The organism is Tepidiforma sp., assembly GCF_034433535.1.
GTDB lineage: Bacteria > Chloroflexota > Dehalococcoidia > Tepidiformales > Tepidiformaceae > Tepidiforma.
In genome coordinates this window covers 19493-34609 of the sequence record NZ_DAOUAO010000057.1, presented here as the reverse complement: position 1 = coordinate 34609, position 15117 = coordinate 19493, and the positions used below count along the sequence as shown (strand labels likewise).

General features: G+C 70.6%; 14 protein-coding genes. All 14 read left to right on the top strand.

Features of this window, described 5'->3' with window-relative positions:
* The coding region (gene mraW / locus VAE46_RS03030) for a 16S rRNA (cytosine(1402)-N(4))-methyltransferase (RefSeq protein WP_322795435.1) at positions 1-180 on the top strand (180 nt) is incomplete at its 5' end.
* Positions 181-182: 2 nt separating this feature from the next.
* Positions 183-626 carry an FtsL-like putative cell division protein gene (locus VAE46_RS03025; protein WP_322795434.1) on the top strand — a complete coding sequence of 148 codons (444 nt, stop codon included), beginning with the start codon at positions 183-185 and terminating at the stop codon, positions 624-626.
* A 36-nt stretch (positions 627-662) separates the two neighbouring features.
* Positions 663-2408 (top strand): penicillin-binding protein 2, encoded by a 1746-nt coding sequence (locus tag VAE46_RS03020; RefSeq protein ID WP_322795433.1) that lies wholly within the window; start codon positions 663-665, stop codon positions 2406-2408.
* On the top strand, positions 2405-3790 hold the full coding sequence (locus VAE46_RS03015) for a UDP-N-acetylmuramoyl-tripeptide--D-alanyl-D-alanine ligase (protein ID WP_322795432.1): 1386 nt from the start codon (positions 2405-2407) through the stop codon (positions 3788-3790). Before VAE46_RS03020 ends, VAE46_RS03015 begins: the two co-directional genes overlap by 4 nt.
* Positions 3787-4752: a phospho-N-acetylmuramoyl-pentapeptide-transferase gene (gene mraY / locus VAE46_RS03010; RefSeq protein ID WP_322795431.1), complete on the top strand. Its 966-nt coding sequence runs from the start codon at positions 3787-3789 to the stop codon at positions 4750-4752. Before VAE46_RS03015 ends, mraY begins: the two co-directional genes overlap by 4 nt.
* The gene (gene murD / locus VAE46_RS03005; RefSeq protein ID WP_322795430.1) at positions 4749-6149 is read left to right on the top strand and encodes a UDP-N-acetylmuramoyl-L-alanine--D-glutamate ligase; all 1401 of its coding nucleotides are present in this window, start codon (positions 4749-4751) and stop codon (positions 6147-6149) included. The genes mraY and murD overlap by 4 nt, the downstream gene beginning before the upstream one ends.
* Entirely contained in the window at positions 6146-7327 is a 1182-nt protein-coding gene (gene ftsW / locus VAE46_RS03000) for a putative lipid II flippase FtsW (protein ID WP_322795436.1), read from the top strand. The genes murD and ftsW overlap by 4 nt, the downstream gene beginning before the upstream one ends.
* Positions 7324-8412 carry a UDP-N-acetylglucosamine--N-acetylmuramyl-(pentapeptide) pyrophosphoryl-undecaprenol N-acetylglucosamine transferase gene (locus tag VAE46_RS02995; RefSeq protein WP_322795429.1) on the top strand — a complete coding sequence of 363 codons (1089 nt, stop codon included), beginning with the start codon at positions 7324-7326 and terminating at the stop codon, positions 8410-8412. The genes ftsW and VAE46_RS02995 overlap by 4 nt, the downstream gene beginning before the upstream one ends.
* On the top strand, positions 8409-9788 hold the full coding sequence (gene murC, locus VAE46_RS02990) for a UDP-N-acetylmuramate--L-alanine ligase (RefSeq protein WP_322795428.1): 1380 nt from the start codon (positions 8409-8411) through the stop codon (positions 9786-9788). Before VAE46_RS02995 ends, murC begins: the two co-directional genes overlap by 4 nt.
* Complete coding sequence (murB, locus tag VAE46_RS02985; protein ID WP_322795427.1) at positions 9785-10696, top strand: UDP-N-acetylmuramate dehydrogenase; 912 nt, start codon at positions 9785-9787, stop codon at positions 10694-10696. Before murC ends, murB begins: the two co-directional genes overlap by 4 nt.
* Entirely contained in the window at positions 10693-11745 is a 1053-nt protein-coding gene (locus VAE46_RS02980; RefSeq protein WP_322795426.1) for a D-alanine--D-alanine ligase family protein, read from the top strand. Before murB ends, VAE46_RS02980 begins: the two co-directional genes overlap by 4 nt.
* On the top strand, positions 11742-12617 hold the full coding sequence (locus VAE46_RS02975) for a cell division protein FtsQ/DivIB (RefSeq protein WP_322795425.1): 876 nt from the start codon (positions 11742-11744) through the stop codon (positions 12615-12617). Before VAE46_RS02980 ends, VAE46_RS02975 begins: the two co-directional genes overlap by 4 nt.
* A 23-nt stretch (positions 12618-12640) precedes the next feature.
* Positions 12641-13885 carry a cell division protein FtsA gene (gene ftsA, locus VAE46_RS02970; protein WP_322795424.1) on the top strand — a complete coding sequence of 415 codons (1245 nt, stop codon included), beginning with the start codon at positions 12641-12643 and terminating at the stop codon, positions 13883-13885.
* A gap of 74 nt (positions 13886-13959) precedes the next feature.
* Positions 13960-15093 carry a cell division protein FtsZ gene (gene ftsZ, locus VAE46_RS02965; protein WP_322795423.1) on the top strand — a complete coding sequence of 378 codons (1134 nt, stop codon included), beginning with the start codon at positions 13960-13962 and terminating at the stop codon, positions 15091-15093.
* Positions 15094-15117 lie beyond the last annotated feature (24 nt).

The window sequence follows — 15117 nt, the reverse complement described above, 5'->3', positions numbered from 1 at the left end:
TACTTCCGCCGCGAGGCGGCCGCCTGCCTCTGCCCGCCCGGCCTGCCCGAATGCCGCTGCGGGCACCGGCCCACCCTGCGCATCCTCACGCGCAGGGCGGTGCGCCCCGGCCCGGCCGAGGTCGCCCGCAATCCCCGCGCGCGCAGCGCCGTGCTGCGCGCCGCAGAACGGCTGGCGTAGCCATGGCCGCGATTAACCACCCTCTCGGCGGTGCGCGCCGGCCGCTGGGGCTTCCCCTTCCCCGTCCGCGGCTCAACTGGGGGCTGCTCGCGGCCGTCCTCTTCCTCCTCTTCGCCGCCATGCTGCCCGTCTTCCAGAACAGCTTCGCGACCAGCCAGGGGTTCGATATCCAGGCCTCCCGCCGCCAGCAGGCCGCCCTGCGCGCCGAGATCTCGCTGCTCGAGGCCGATGTCGCACGCCTCACCTCGCAGGCCCGCATCGAGCGCCGGGCCGCGGAGATCGGCCTGGTCCCGGCGCAGCAGCCCATCTACGTCACCATCGATGAACCCGGCCCGGCGCCGGCGAAGCTCCCCTCGGAGTATCTCCCCCGGCCCGCGGAAGAACCCGCCCCGGCCAGCTCCTGGTGGGAGCGCATCATCGGCTGGCTGCCCTGGCCAGCACCATAACCGCCGTCCCCCGGTGACGGCTGGAGGCGCGTTCGGATGACCACCTACAGGGCGCGGCCCACACGCCGTGTCTGGCTCCCGGCGTTCTTCCTGGGCCTCTTCGGGCTCATCCTTGCCGCGCGCCTGGTGCAGCTCCAGGTCATCCAGCACCGCGCCTACGCCGAACACGCCGAGCAGGAGCTGCTCGGCAGCACCACCATCTACGCCCGCCGCGGCACCATCCTCGACCGCAACGGCGGCGTGCTCGCCACCTCCGTCGATACCTGGGACCTGTACCTCAACACCCGCGCCTGGCCGTCCAGCGCCCGCCGGGCCGAGGTAATCGCCCGCGTCGCCGAGATAACCCGCATCCCCGACGCGCAGATCGAAGCCGCCCTCGCCGCATCCGCCGGCATCGAAGTGCGTATTGCCACCGACGTGCCCTACGAGACCGGCCTCGCCCTCATCGATGCCGATCTCCCCGGGGTTGTCCTCCTGCCCGATGCCGCCCGGGTCCATCCCGAGGGCGACCTCGCTGCCTCGGTGCTTGGCTTTATCGGCATGGAAAACACCGGGTTGGCCGGGATCGAGGCCTACTATAACGACATCCTCCAGGGCCGCCCCGGCCAGGCCGTCTATGAACGCGACACCCTCGGCGACCCGATCCCCTACGGCCAGTACGTCGCAACCGAGCCCACCCCCGGCGATGACCTCGTCCTCACCATCGACCGCTACCTCCAGCGCCTCGCCGAAGAACGCCTCGCTGCCGCTGTCAAGGAGCATCGCGCCTCGGGCGGCTCCATCATCGTGATGGACCCCTACACCGCCGAGATCCTCGCGCTCGCCACCATCCCCGGCGCCCGCTACAGCACGCTTCAGCAGGACCTGGCTGCCGGCGATGAGCAGCGCGGCATCCTCAAGAACATCGCCGTGACCGATACCTACGAACCTGGTTCGGTCATGAAGGTCGTCACCGCCGCTGCAGCGATCGATGCCGGTGTCGTCACCCCGGATACGACGTACGTGGATAATGGAGTGGTGGACGTGGAGGGGGTGCTCCTGAAGAACTGGGACGACGGCGTCTACGGGACGCAAACCATGACCGGCGTCCTCCAGCACTCCATCAACTCCGGCGCCGTCTTCATGCAGCAGAAGCTCGGCACCCAGCTGTTCCAGGCGTACCTCGACCGCTTCGGGTTCGGCCGGCCGACGGGCATCGACCTTCCCGGGGAGGCCACCGGCATCTTCCGCCGGCCCGGCGACCCCGGCTACTCCCCGGTCGATGTCGCCACCCAGTCCTTCGGCCAGTCCATCAGTGTCACCCCCATTCAGATGATGGTGGCCATCGCTGCCGCGATTAACGGCGGCAACGTCATGACCCCGCACGTGGTGAAAGCCTTCATCAAGCCCGACGGCACCCGTGTCGACGTCCAGCCGACGGTTGTCCGGCAGGCCATCTCCCCGGCCGCCAGCGATGCCGTCCGCCGCATGCTCGGCGAAGTCGTTGCCCAGGACCCCGACGGCTGGGGCCGCAACCCGGCCTACTACACCGCCGGCGGCAAGTCTGGCACCGCCAACATCCCCGTCTGGGGCACCTACACCGATGACCAGCAGATCGTCTCCTTCATGGGGTTCGCCCCGCTCGAAAAGCCCCGCATCCTCGTGCTTGTGCGGCTCGACCAGAACCGCAACCTGCTGACCGGCACGCAGGCCGCCGGGCCTATCTTCGCCAAGTTCGTCGACGATGCCCTGCGCTACCTGAACGTCCCGCCTGAGAAGAACCCCGGGGGTCCGCGCCCGTGAGTGCCCACCTCACCACCGACTTCGTCGCCCGCGAAATGGAAGCCCGCGGCTATCGCGTCATCGCCGGCCCGGTCGTTGACATCACCGGCGGCACCGCCGATTCCCGCCAGGTGGCCCCCGGCGATCTCTTCTGCGCCTTCCCCGGCGAGCGCACCCACGGCGACCGGTTCGTCGCCGATGCCCTCGCCGCCGGCGCCGTCGCTGCCATCTGCTCCACGCCGCCCGACCCGGTGCCGCCCGGCAAGACCATCGTCGTCGCCCCCGATACCACCCGGGCGGTGGGCGAACTGGCCCGCGCCTGGCGGCTCGCCTGCGGTCCGCGCGTGGTCGGCGTCACGGGCACGGTCGGAAAGACCACCGCCAAGGACCTCGCGGCAGCCGCCCTTTCGCGGCACTTTCGCGTTTTCTCCCGCCGGGGCAACTACAACTCACGCGAAGGTCTGCCGCTCGCCCTCCTCGGCCTCCGCCGCGACCACGAGGTGGCCGTGCTCGAGATCGCCATGGACACCCGCGGCGAAATCGCCTACCTCGCCGGCATCGCCCTGCCCGAGATCGGCGGGGTGATGAACGTCGGCCTCACCCACGTTGAGAAGGTCGGTTCCATCGAGGCCATCGCCGAGGAGAAGCTCTCGCTCGCCCGGGCCCTGCCGGCCGACGGCACCGCCATCCTCAACATGGACGACCCGCGCATTGCGCCGGAGGCGGCGCGGCTCGCCTGCCGCGTGATCGGCTTCGGCCGCCCCGGGCCGGGGGTCGACCTCGCCTTCTCGGGTGAGGCCGCCCGCAGCCTCGAGGGCTCCACCTTCATCGCTTCCTTCCGCGGCGAGACGGTGACCGTCCAGTCCCCGCTCCCCGGGCTGCACACCATCCCGGCGGCCCTCTTCGCCATAGCCGCGGGCATCGCCCTCGGCCTCACCTTCCCCGAGGCGGCCGCCGCGGTCTCTGCTGCCGAGCTGCCCGAGCGCCGCATCACCATCCGCCGCAGCGACACCGGCGCCACCCTCCTCGATGACCGCTACAACTCCAGCCCGGCCTCGCTTGCGGGGGCCCTGCGCCTCCTCGCCATGGCGACCGGCGGGCGGCGCATCGCCTTCCTCGGCAAGATGGCCGAACTCGGCGAACACGAAGAGGCCGAGCACCGCGCTGCCGGCCGCATCGCCGCGGAATGCTGCGACATCCTCTTCGCTATCGGCGAAACCTGCCGCAGCATGGCCGAAGAGGCCCGCGCGCTCGGCCACCCGGACGTGCGCTGGTTCGACGACAAGTACGAAGCCGCCCGCGCCCTGCGCGAGCTGCTTGGCCCCGGCGATACCGTGCTCCTGAAGGCCTCGCGCTCCCAGGCCTTCGAGGACGTCATACCGCTTCTGGAGGGCGAGCCGTGATCCACGCCCTCTACTCCGGCTTCGCCACCTTCCTCCTCGCGCTCGTCCTCGGCGAACCAATCGTGCGCTACCTCCGCCGGCGCAAAATCGGCAAGCAGATCTCCGAATACCTGCCCGAGCACCAGCAGAAGGCCGGGACGCCTACATTCGGCGGGTTCATCATCTGGCTGCCCACGCTCATCGTCACCGCGGTGGCGGTGGACTGGTGGAACCACCAGTCCATCCTCCTGCCCCTCGGCATGATCGGCGTCACCGCGGCGGCCGGGTTCGTCGATGACCTCGGGACCCTGCAGGACCGCCGCCAGGGCGGGCTCTCCTGGCGTTTCAAACTCGGCTTCACCGCGCTCTTCGCCCTCGGCGCAGCCGTCGTCCTCTACCGCTACATCGAGGTCGAGTCGATCAACATCCCCTACGTCGGCAGCTACGCCCTCGGCCTGTTCTACATCCCGCTCGCCGCGGCGATCATCGTCGCCACCACCAGCGCGGTCGCCGTCTCCGATGGCCTGGACGGGCTCGTCGGCGGCACCACCCTGGTCGCCTTCATCGCCTACGGCATCATCGGCTTCATCCAGGGCCAGGAGTTTGTCGCCACCTTCGCCTTCATCATCGCGGGCGCGAACCTCGGCTACCTCTGGTACAACGCCCACCCGGCCCGCGTCATCATGGGCGATACCGGCGCCCTCGCCCTCGGCTCTTCCCTCGCCGTCGTCGCGCTCATGACCGGCCAGTGGCTGCTCCTGCCCCTCATCGGCATCATTTTCGTGGTCGAAGCCGGCTCCAACATCCTCCAGATCGGTTCGTACAAACTCACCGGGCGGCGCATCTTCCGCCGCGCCCCGTTCCACCACCACCTCGAGCTCATCGGCTGGGCCGAAACGCAGATCGTCACCCGCTTCTGGATCATCGCCATCGCCGCCGCCATGGTCGGCGTCGCCCTCGCCCTGGAGGTGCCGGACAAATGAGCGCGACGCCGCTCCCGCTGCACCTCCCGCCGCTTGAAGGCCTCCCGGTCCTCGTCTACTCGCTCGGGATCGAAGGCCGCGACCTCGCCCGCTGGCTGCTCCGCCATGGCGCCCGGGTCACCATTTCCGACACCCGCACCAATGAGGAGCTCGCCTCTGCCGGTGCCGTGCCCCCGCCCGGCGTCGAACGGGTAGTCACCGGCCAGCCCCTCCTCGACCCGGAGGGTTTCGGGCTTGTCGCCGTCTCCCAGTCCATCCTCCGCTACAACCCGGCCCTTGCCCGCGCCCGCGAGCTCGGCATCCCGATCACCTCGCAGATGCGGCTCTTCCTCCAGCTCTGCCCGGGCCGGACCATCGGCATCACCGGGTCGAGCGGCAAATCGACGACCACCGCCCTGGTGGGCGCCATCGCGGCTGAGGCCGGGGTCGAGTACGTCCTCGGCGGCAACATCGGCGAGCCCCTCCTCGGCCGCCTCGATGAGATCCGGCCCGATACCGACGTCATCCTCGAAATCAGCCACACCCAGCTGCAGTACACCGACCGCTCCCCGCACATTGCCGCCGTCACGAATGTCACCCCCAACCACCTCGACCAGTTCAGCTGGGACGAATACGTCGGCCTGAAGCGCAACCACATCGCCCACCAGGGCCGGGACGACATCGCCGTCCTCAACGAAGACAACCCCGTGACCCGGACCTTCATCGCCGGGGCGAAGGGGCGCGTCGTCCGCACCTCCATCGAGCGCCTGCCCGATGCCGACGGCGCTGGCGTCGACGACGGCGAGGTGGTCATCCGCCGCAACGGCCGCGCCACCCCGGTGCTCCCCGTGAGCGGTATCCGACTCCGCGGCCGCCACAACCTCGCCAACGTCGTCATGGCCTGCGCTATCGCCGCCGAGGCCGGCTGGCCCGTCTCGGCCATGGCCCGGGCGGTGCGCCGCTTCGCCGGCGTTCCTCACCGCCTCGAGGTGGTCGGCCGGGCCAACGGCGCCACCTGGGTGAACGATTCCATCGCCACCAGCCCGGAGCGGACCGTGGCGGGCCTCCGCTCCTTCGAGGAGCCCGTCATCCTCCTCCTGGGCGGCCGCGACAAGCACCTGCCGCTCGATGTCCTCCAGGCCGAAGTCGGGCAGCGCTGCCGCGGAGTGGTCTGCTTCGGCGAAGCCGGGGCGCTCTTCTACGACGCCGTCGCCCGGCTCGTCCCGTCCGCGGTCCGGGTGCCGGCGCTCGAAGATGCCGTGGCCGCCGCCGCGCGGCTCGCCCGTCCCGGCGATGTCGTCCTGCTCTCGCCGGCCGGCACCAGCTTCGACCGCTACCCAAACTTCGAAGCCCGCGGCGAGCACTTCCGCCAGCTCGTCCGCCAGCTCCCGGGCTTCACCCCGGAGGTGTCGCCATAGCCGCGCGCACTGGTGAGTGGACCCCGGGGCGCCCCGATTACGCCCTCATCATCCTGACGGCCGTCCTCACTGGCCTGGGGCTCGTCTTCGTCTACAGCGCCAGCTTCGTCCGCGGCCTCGTCGAATTTGGCGACCCCTACTACTACGTCCTCCGCCAGGCCGTCTGGGCCGTGGGCGGGGTGGTGGGGTTCGTGCTGCTCTCCCGCCTCGATTACCGCCGGCTCCAGCCGCTTGCGGTGCCCATCATGGGCGTCACTATCGTGCTCCTCGTCGCTGTGCTCATCTCCGGCGTCGAAGGCGGCGGCGCCCGCCGCTGGATAGGTGTCGGCGAACTCACCCTGCAGCCCGCCGAGTTCGCCAAGCTCTCGGTCACCATCTACCTGGCGGCCTGGCTCACCTCCCGCAGCGGCAGCCTGCGCAGCTTCGAACACGGCCTGGTGCCGTTCGTGGTCATCATCGGCGTGGTCAGCTTCCTCATCATGCTCCAGCCGAACCTCGGCACCACGCTCATCATCCTGGCGGTCACGGTGACCATGTTCTGGGTCGCCGGCGCCTCGTTCCTGCAGATGATGGCTCTCGGCGCCAGCGGCCTCTTCGCCATCACCCTGCTCGCGCTGACCGCCGGCTACCGCGCCGACCGCATCGAGGCGTTCCTCAACGCCGAGCGCGACCCCCAGGGCCTCGGGTTCCAGACGCTCCAGGCGCTCATCGCCGTCGGCAACGGCGGGCTCAGCGGCCTCGGCCTCGGCGCCTCCCGGGCGAAGTTCTTCTACCTGCCCGAAAGCCACACCGACGGCATCTTCGCCATCGTGGGCGAAGAGCTCGGGCTCATCGCGACGCTCTCCATCCTGCTGCTCTACCTCATCCTCATGGTGCGCGGCTACCAGGTCGCCCGCCGCGCCCGCGATGAATTCGGCCAGCTCGTGGCCGCCGGCATCACCACCTGGATCGCCGTCCAGGCCTTCCTCAACATCGGCGGCATCCTCCGCGTGATTCCCCTCACCGGCGTCCCCCTGCCGTTCCTCAGCTACGGCAGCAACGCCCTGGTTGCGCTCCTGTTCGCGATGGGGGTGCTCGTCAGCATCTCCCGCTTCGGCAGCGACCGCGGCGGCTACCTCGAGAAGCACCCCGTGACCGGGCGCCCCGGCGGCCGCATCGTGCGGAGGGAGCGGGAATGAGCGGCTTCGTCTTCACCGGCGGCGGCACCGGCGGCCACCTGCTCCCTGCCATCGCCGTGGCCCGCGCGCTCGAGGCCGAGCGCCCCGGCGTCGCCGTCACCTTCCTCGGCCCGGCCAACCGCGGCGAACGACGCGCCGTCGAAGCCGCCGGTCTCCCCTTCGAGGAGGTGCCGGCCGCTGCGATCCGCGGGCGCAGCCCGGTCGGGCTCCTCCGCAGCCTGCTGACCCTCCTCCGCGGCACCGTCATCGCCCTGCGGCACCTCCGGCGGCTCCGCCCGGCCGCGGTGTTCAGCACCGGCGGCTACGGCAGCTTCCCGGTCAGCCTCGCGGCATGGCTGCTGCGCCGCCCGCTCGTCGTCTTCCTCCCCGATGTCGTGCCCGGGCTCGCGGTGCGGGTCGAGCAGCGCCTCGCCACGCGCATTGCTACCTCCACACCCCGCGCGCTCGACCACCTGCCGGCCGGCAAGACGGCTGTCACCGGCTACCCCGTTCGCCCCGAGTTCTTCGCGCTCGACCGTGTCGCAGCCCGCGCCGCGCTCGGCATCCCCCCGGCCGACTCCCTCGTGGTCGTTGCCGGGGCCTCGCAGGGAGCCCGCGCCATCAACGAGGCGGTCTTCGCCGGCCTCGAATCGCTGCTCCACCGGGCGTATCTCGTCCACGTCACCGGTGATGCCGGCTACGCCGAGGCTGCCCGCCGCCGCGATGCGCTGCCGCCCGCCCTCCGCGAGCGCTACCTGCCCGCCGCCTTCCGCGATGACCTCCCCGCCGTCATGCTCGCCGCCGACCTCGGGGTCTTCCGCGCCGGCGCGTCCATCCTCGGCGAGCTCCCGGCTGCCGCCCTCCCGGCCATCCTCGTCCCGGGAACGTTCGCGGGCGGCCACCAGCGCGACAACGCCCGATGGCTCACCGACCACGGCGCCGCCCGCCTGGTCGAAGAAGCCGACCTTGCCGCGCTCCCCGGCCTCGTGGCGGGGCTGCTCGACGACCCCGCAGCCCTCGCCGCCATGCGCGAGGCCTCGGCGGCGCTCGCCCGGCCCGATGCGGCTGCCGCCATCGCACGCATCCTGCTGGAGGTGGCGAAGTGACCGCCGACGCCATCCCCGGCCCGGTCCATCTCGTCGGCATCGGCGGCATCCACATGTCGGGCATCGCCATGCTCCTGCTCGAACGGGGCATCGCCGTCAGCGGCAGCGACCTCCGTCCTTCGCACCTGACCGAGGAGCTCCGCCGTCGCGGCGCGACCATCTTCGAGGGTCATGCCGCCGAGCACCTGCTGCCCGGCACGGTCCTCGTCGTGCACACCGCCGCTGCCCGGCCGGATAACCCCGAGCTCGAGGAGGCGCGCCGCCGTGGGATCCCTGTCATCCTGCGCGCCGAAATGGTGGCCCGCCTGCTCGCCGGCAAGCGCCTCGTGGCCGTTGGGGGTTCACACGGGAAAACCACCACCTCCAGCCTGGTCGCCTTTATCCTCGCCCGCGCCGGCCTGCGCCCGATGTACCTGCTCGGCGGCGAAAGCCCCGACCTCGGCGGGCACGCTGCCTGGGGCGAAGGCGAGGTCGCCGTCGTCGAAGCTGATGAATACCGGCGCGCCTTCCTCGAGTACACACCCTCGATCGCCGTCATCACGAACGTCGAGCCCGACCACCTCGACGACTACGGCAGCGAAGCCGCCTATCGCCAGGCCTTCATCGATTTCGCCCGCAGGCTCCAGCCCGGCGGCCTCCTGCTCGCCTGCGCCGACGACCCCGGCGCCCGCGCCGTCTCCGACATCGTCGGCGACGACCCCATCCACCTCGAGACCTACGGCACCCAGGGGGTCCGCTACTGGCAGGCGTCCGATATCGCCTTCTCGCCCGAGGGGGTCACCTTTACCCTCCACCGGGGAGGAACGCCCCTCGGGACCCTTACTGCCCGGACCCCCGGCATCCATTTCGTCCGTAACGCCACGGCCGCCGCCGTCGTCGCACTCCACCTCGGCGTCGAATTCCCCGAAGTTGCCGCCGCGATCGCCGACTTCCGCGGGGCCCGCCGGCGGTTCGAACGGGTCGGCGAAGCCGGCGGCATCCTCGTCATCGATGACTACGCCCACCACCCGACCGAGGTCGAAGCGGCCATCGCAACCGCCCGCAACGCCTTCCCCGGCCGCCGGCTCATCGCCATCCATCAGCCGCACACCTACAGCCGCATCGCCTACCTCTGGGATGACTGGCTCACCTGCTGGGAAGGGCTCGATGCGCTCGTCATCCTCGAGACCTACGCCGCCCGGGAGGACCCGCTCCCCGGGCGTGGCGCCGCCGACCTCGCAGCCGCCATCACCGCACCGGCTGCCGCCTACGCCGCCACCCCGGCTGAGGCGGTCGCCGCCGCCCTCCGCCTCGGCCGCCCCGGCGACATCATCCTGACCATCGGCGCTGGCGACGTAACCGAGCTCGGGCCGATGCTCCTGGAGGCGCTCCGGTGACCGCCCTCGACCGCCTCGCCGCGGCCCTCGCCCCCATCGGCGAACTCCGCCCGGGTGAGCCGCTCGCCCGCCATACGACCTTCGGCATCGGCGGCCCGGCCGACCTCTTCTTCATCGCCCGCGACGCCGAGGGCCTCGGCCGCGCGCTGCTCGCCGCCCGCGATGCCGGGGTCCCGGCGTTCATCCTCGGCTCCGGCAGCAACATCCTCGTCGCCGATGCCGGCATCCGGGGGCTGGTCATTAGCAACCGCGCCCGCACTGAGGAGGTCGACGATGCCGTGGTGCGCATCGAGAGCGGCGCCAGCTTCGCCGCCTTCGCCCGGCGCATGTGCCGCCGCGGCCTCGCCGGGCTCGCCTGGGCGGTCGGCATCCCCGGCACCCTCGGCGGCGCGGTGGTCTACAACGCCGGCGCCTACGGCGGCTGCCTGGCCGATGTCCTCCGGCGGGCCCGCATCCTGCTCCCCTCCGGCCGCGCCGAATGGGTCGACGCCGGCGACCTCCATCTCGTCTACCGCGGCAGCGCCTTCACCCGCGGCCAGCTGCGCGACCAGGCCGTGCTCGCCTGCGAGCTCGAACTCGCCCCTGGCGACCCCGCCGTCCTCCTCGCCCGGGCCGCCAGCTACGACCAGAAACGCCTCGCCGCCCAGCCGCGCGGCCGCTCCGCCGGCTCCACCTTCAAGAACCCGCCCGAGGCGCCCGCCTGGAAACTCATCGAGGCAGTCGGCATGCGCGGGATGCGCCGCGGCGACGCCGCCGTCTCCGAAAAGCACGCCAATTTCTTCGTGAACGAAGGCAACGCCAGTGCGGCCGATGTCCGCTGGCTCATCGATGAGGCCCGCCGCCGCATCTTCGAACAGTTCGGCATCACGCTCGAGCCGGAAGTCCAGCTCGTGGGGGAATGGGCATGAGCCGCCAGCGCGTCGCGGTCATCTTCGGCGGGCGTTCCGCCGAGCACGAAGTCAGCATCGTCTCGGCGCGCAGCGTGATGGCCGCCCTCGACCCCGTCCGCTGGGAGGTGGTGCCCATCGGCATCAGCCGCTCCGGCGCCTGGCTCACCCCGGTGGAGACGCGCGCCGCCCTCGAAGCCGGCGCCGTCGCCTTCCGCGAGATCGGCCGCCCGCTCCTCCACGCCGGCGAGGCCCTCGCCGCGCTCGCCGCCTGCGACGTCGCCTTCCCGCTCGTCCACGGCACCTTCGGCGAGGACGGAACCCTCCAGGGGCTGCTCGAAATGGCAGGACTGCCCTACGCCGGCGCCGGTGTCGCCGCCTCGGCCATCGGTATGGATAAGGCCCTCATGAAGGCGCTCTTCCGTGAAGCGGGGATTCCCGTGGCCCGCTATTCCGTGATCCGATCATGGGAGTATACACTTCACCAAAATATGTCTATCGAGCTCATCGAAGAAGCGATCGGCTACCCCTGCTTCGTCAAGCCCGCCAACGGCGGCTCCAGCGTCGGCATCACCAAAGTCCGCTCGCGCGAAGACCTTCCCGGGGCGTTCGCGGCCGCCTTCGCCTGGGACGACAAGGCAGTCGTCGAACAGGCCATCGTCGGCCGGGAGCTCGAATGCTCCGTGCTCGGCAATGAGCAGCCCGAGGCCAGCGTCGTCGGCGAAATCGTCCCCGACCGCGAGTTCTACGATTACGCCTCCAAGTACGACCCGGCCTCCCGCACCGAGCTCTACATCCCCGCCCCCATCACCCGGGCCGTGGCCGATGACGCCCGCCAGCTCGCCCTCCGCATGTACCAGGTCATGGGCTGCGAAGGCTACGCCCGGGTCGACTTCTTCCTGACGACCGACGACCGCCTCATCGCTAACGAGGTCAACACCATCCCGGGCTTCACCAGCATCAGCATGTATCCGAAGCTCTGGGAAGCCTCCGGGTTGCCCTACCGCGACCTCCTCACCCGCATCCTCGAGCTCGCGCTCGAACGTCACCAGCGGAGGAACGCCCGGTGATCATTCGACGCAACCGCCAGCAGCAGCCCGGCGTGGTCCGCACTATCATCCGCCGCAGCCGCCCGGCGGTTGGCCAGTCGCGGCCCCGGACCATCGTCCGGCGCTCCGCACCGATCATCGGCGTCGGCGTCCTCCCCTCGCCACGCGAGCACCGACGCCGACTCCCGTGGCCTTCCCGCCGCTTCTTCCTGCTGGCTGCAGCAGGCGGCCTCGCCCTCGGTCTCGTTGCCGGCGCAGCCTGGCTCTACCGGGCGCCGTACTTCCGGGTCTCCACCGTCGAGGTCGTCGGCGCCGAGCGGATGAGCCCCGCCACCGTCGTGACTGCCACCAACGCCCTTGGCGAAAGCATGTTCACCGCCGACCTCGCGGCCATCCAGCGCTCCGTTTACGCCCTCCCGCTCGTCTCCTCCGTGCGCGTCGAACGCGATTGGCCGGCCGCCATCCGCATCGTCCTCGAAGAGCGCCGCCCCTGGGGCACCTGGGAGCAGGCCGGCGTCGCCTACATCATCGACCGCGAGGGCGTCGTCCTCGGGGTCGGCCGCGCGCCCGAGGGGGCACCGGTCATCCGCAGCTCCGAGCCTGGCTCCCGCATCGTCGGCGACCGCGTCGACTATCAGGCCGTCGATGCCGCCGCCGAGATCGCCGAGCGCCTGCCGCGCGAGCTCGGCACCACCGTCGCCGAAGTCGCCTTCATCAAGGGCAAGGGCGTCCAGGTCACCACGGCCGATGGCCAGGTCGCCCTCTTCGGCGATTCCAGCTCAATCGCCTACAAGCTCGCGGTCTGGGCGGCGCTCGCCGCCGAGGCCCGCCAGCGCCAGATCCCCTACACCACCATCGACCTCCGCTACGGCAACCGCCCGGTGCTGCAGTAGGGGTTGGAGGAAAGGAGCAGCCAGTGCGCCGCAGAACCACCGTCGCAGCCATCGATGTCGGCTCTACCAAGGTCGCGGTCGTCGTCGGCGACCTCGGCGAAACCGGCGAGACGCGCATCCTCGGTGTCGGCGTCGCCCCCGCCGCCGGGCTTTCCCGGGGCGTGATCGACAACATCCAGAGCGCTCGCGATGCCATCGCCGTGGCCGTCGAAAAGGCCGAACAGGCCTGCGGCATGCGCATCCTCTCGGCGGTCGTCGGCATTTCCGGCGGCCACATCGCCAGCCAGAACAACCGCGGCATCGTTGCCATCCCCGACCGCACCCGTCCCATCTCCGCCGACGACCGCCAGCGGGTGCTCGAGGCGGCCGGCCAGGTGGCCATCCCGACCAACCGCCAGGTCATCCACGTCGTCCCGCGCGCCTACTGGGTCGAGGGAACCGAACAGGTGAGCGACCCCGTCGGCATGTACGGCTCCCGCCTCGATGCCGAGGTCCACATCGTCAGCGGGGCGGTGTCGGCCATCCAGAACCTCACCAAGTGCGTCGAGGGCGCCGGCGTCCAGGTCGATGACATCATCCTCGAAAGCCTCGCCTCCGCCGAAAGCGTCCTGGAAGAGCAGGAGAAGCAGCAGGGGGTCGCCCTCGTCGATATCGGCGGCAGCACCACCTCCATCGCGGTTTTCGATGAGGGCACTGTCGCCCATACCGCCTGCCTGCCCATCGCCGGCTCCCACCTCACCCACGACCTCGCTCGTGTCCTTCGCTGCCCCTGGGAGAGCGCCGAGCAGGTCAAGTGCACCGTCGGGGCCGCCTACGCCGAGCCCTCCATGGCCGGCGAGACGGTCGAAATCCACGCCTTCGGCACGCAGACGCAGAAGCTCGTCCCGCTCGAGCACGTCTGCGCCATCCTCCAGGCCCGCACCGAGGAGATCCTCGAGATGGTCGCCGTCGAACTGAAACGCGTCGGCTACCTCGACCGTATCGCGGCGGGGCTCGTCTTCACCGGGGGCACCAGCCAGCTCCGCGGCCTCGCCGAGGTCGCCGAAAGCCGCCTCGGCATCCCGGCCCGCATCGGTCGCCCGCACGGCTACTCCGGCCTCTCCGACCTCATCGGCATGCCGGCCTACGCCACCTCCATCGGCCTCGTCTCCTACGCCCTCCGCAACCGCGAACGCCTCGGGGAAGCCATCGGCCCCGCCTTCGATGTCCCCGTCGGCAGCTTCTTCCAGCGAATCCTGCGTCTTGGGAGGTCGCTTATCCCGCAGTAGCCCGCCGAACCCGCCGCCCATCCACCCGGCCAACGCCAATCACAGCCTCATTCGCGAAAGGGAAGGACACCGAAATGAGCATGCGCTACGACACCGAACTGCTGCCCGATATCAAGGTCATCGGCGTTGGCGGCGGCGGCTGCAACGCCGTCAACCGGATGGTCCGGGCCAAGATCCCCGGCGTGCAGTTCATCGCCGTCAACACCGACGCCCAGGCCCTCGCCTCCTCCGAAGCGCCAACCCGCATCCGCATCGGCGAAAAGCTCACCAAGGGGCTCGGCGTCGGCGGAGACCCCACCCGCGGCGAGCGCGCCGCCGATGAAAGCCGCGATGAGCTCTACGACCTCCTCCGCGGCACCGAAATGGTCTTCGTGACCGCCGGGATGGGCGGCGGCACCGGCACCGGCGCAGCCCCCGTCGTCGCCGAGATCGCCAAGGATATCGGCGCGCTCACCATCGGCGTCGTCACCAAGCCCTTCCCCTGGGAGGGCGCCCGCCGTATGAAGCAGGCCGAAGAAGGCCTCGCCCGCCTGCGCGATAAGGTCGATACCCTCATCGCCATCCCCAACGGTCGCCTCATCGAAATTTGCCCCCCCAACGCCACCGTCGAAGAGGCCTTCGAGACCGCCGACGATGTGCTCCGCCAGGCCATCCAGTCGATCTCCAACATCATCAGCCAGAACGGCAGCATCAACCTCGATTTCAACGACGTCCGCACCACCATGAGCGAGGCTGGCCCCGCCCTCCTCGCCGTCGGCAAGGCCTCCGGCGAAAACCGCGCCATCGAAGCAGCCCGCGCCGCCACCACCAGCCCCATCCTCGACCAGTCCATCGAAGGCGCCCACAACGTCCTCTTCAACATCACCCACAGCGGCAACCTCGGTCTCCGTGAACTCGACATGGCCGCCCGCGTCATCGCCGAAGTGGTCGACCCGGCCGCCAACATCATCTTCGGCACCGTCGTCGACCCGCGCGTCGGCGATGAAATCCACATGACCGTGATCGCCACCGGGTTCGCGCCGCGCGCCGCCACCATCGGCGACCCCGTCGATGCCGCCGCCAGCCGCATCCGCGATTACAACCTGCCCGGTGTGGCCAACCTCGAGGACGCCGAGCTCCCGGCCTTCCTCCGCCGCAACATCCGCTCGCTGAATTCCGTCCGCCAGGAGCAGTCGGTCTACGCAGCAAAAATGGCTGAAAGGAGGTAGCCACCTAACCGAACGCGCAAAGTC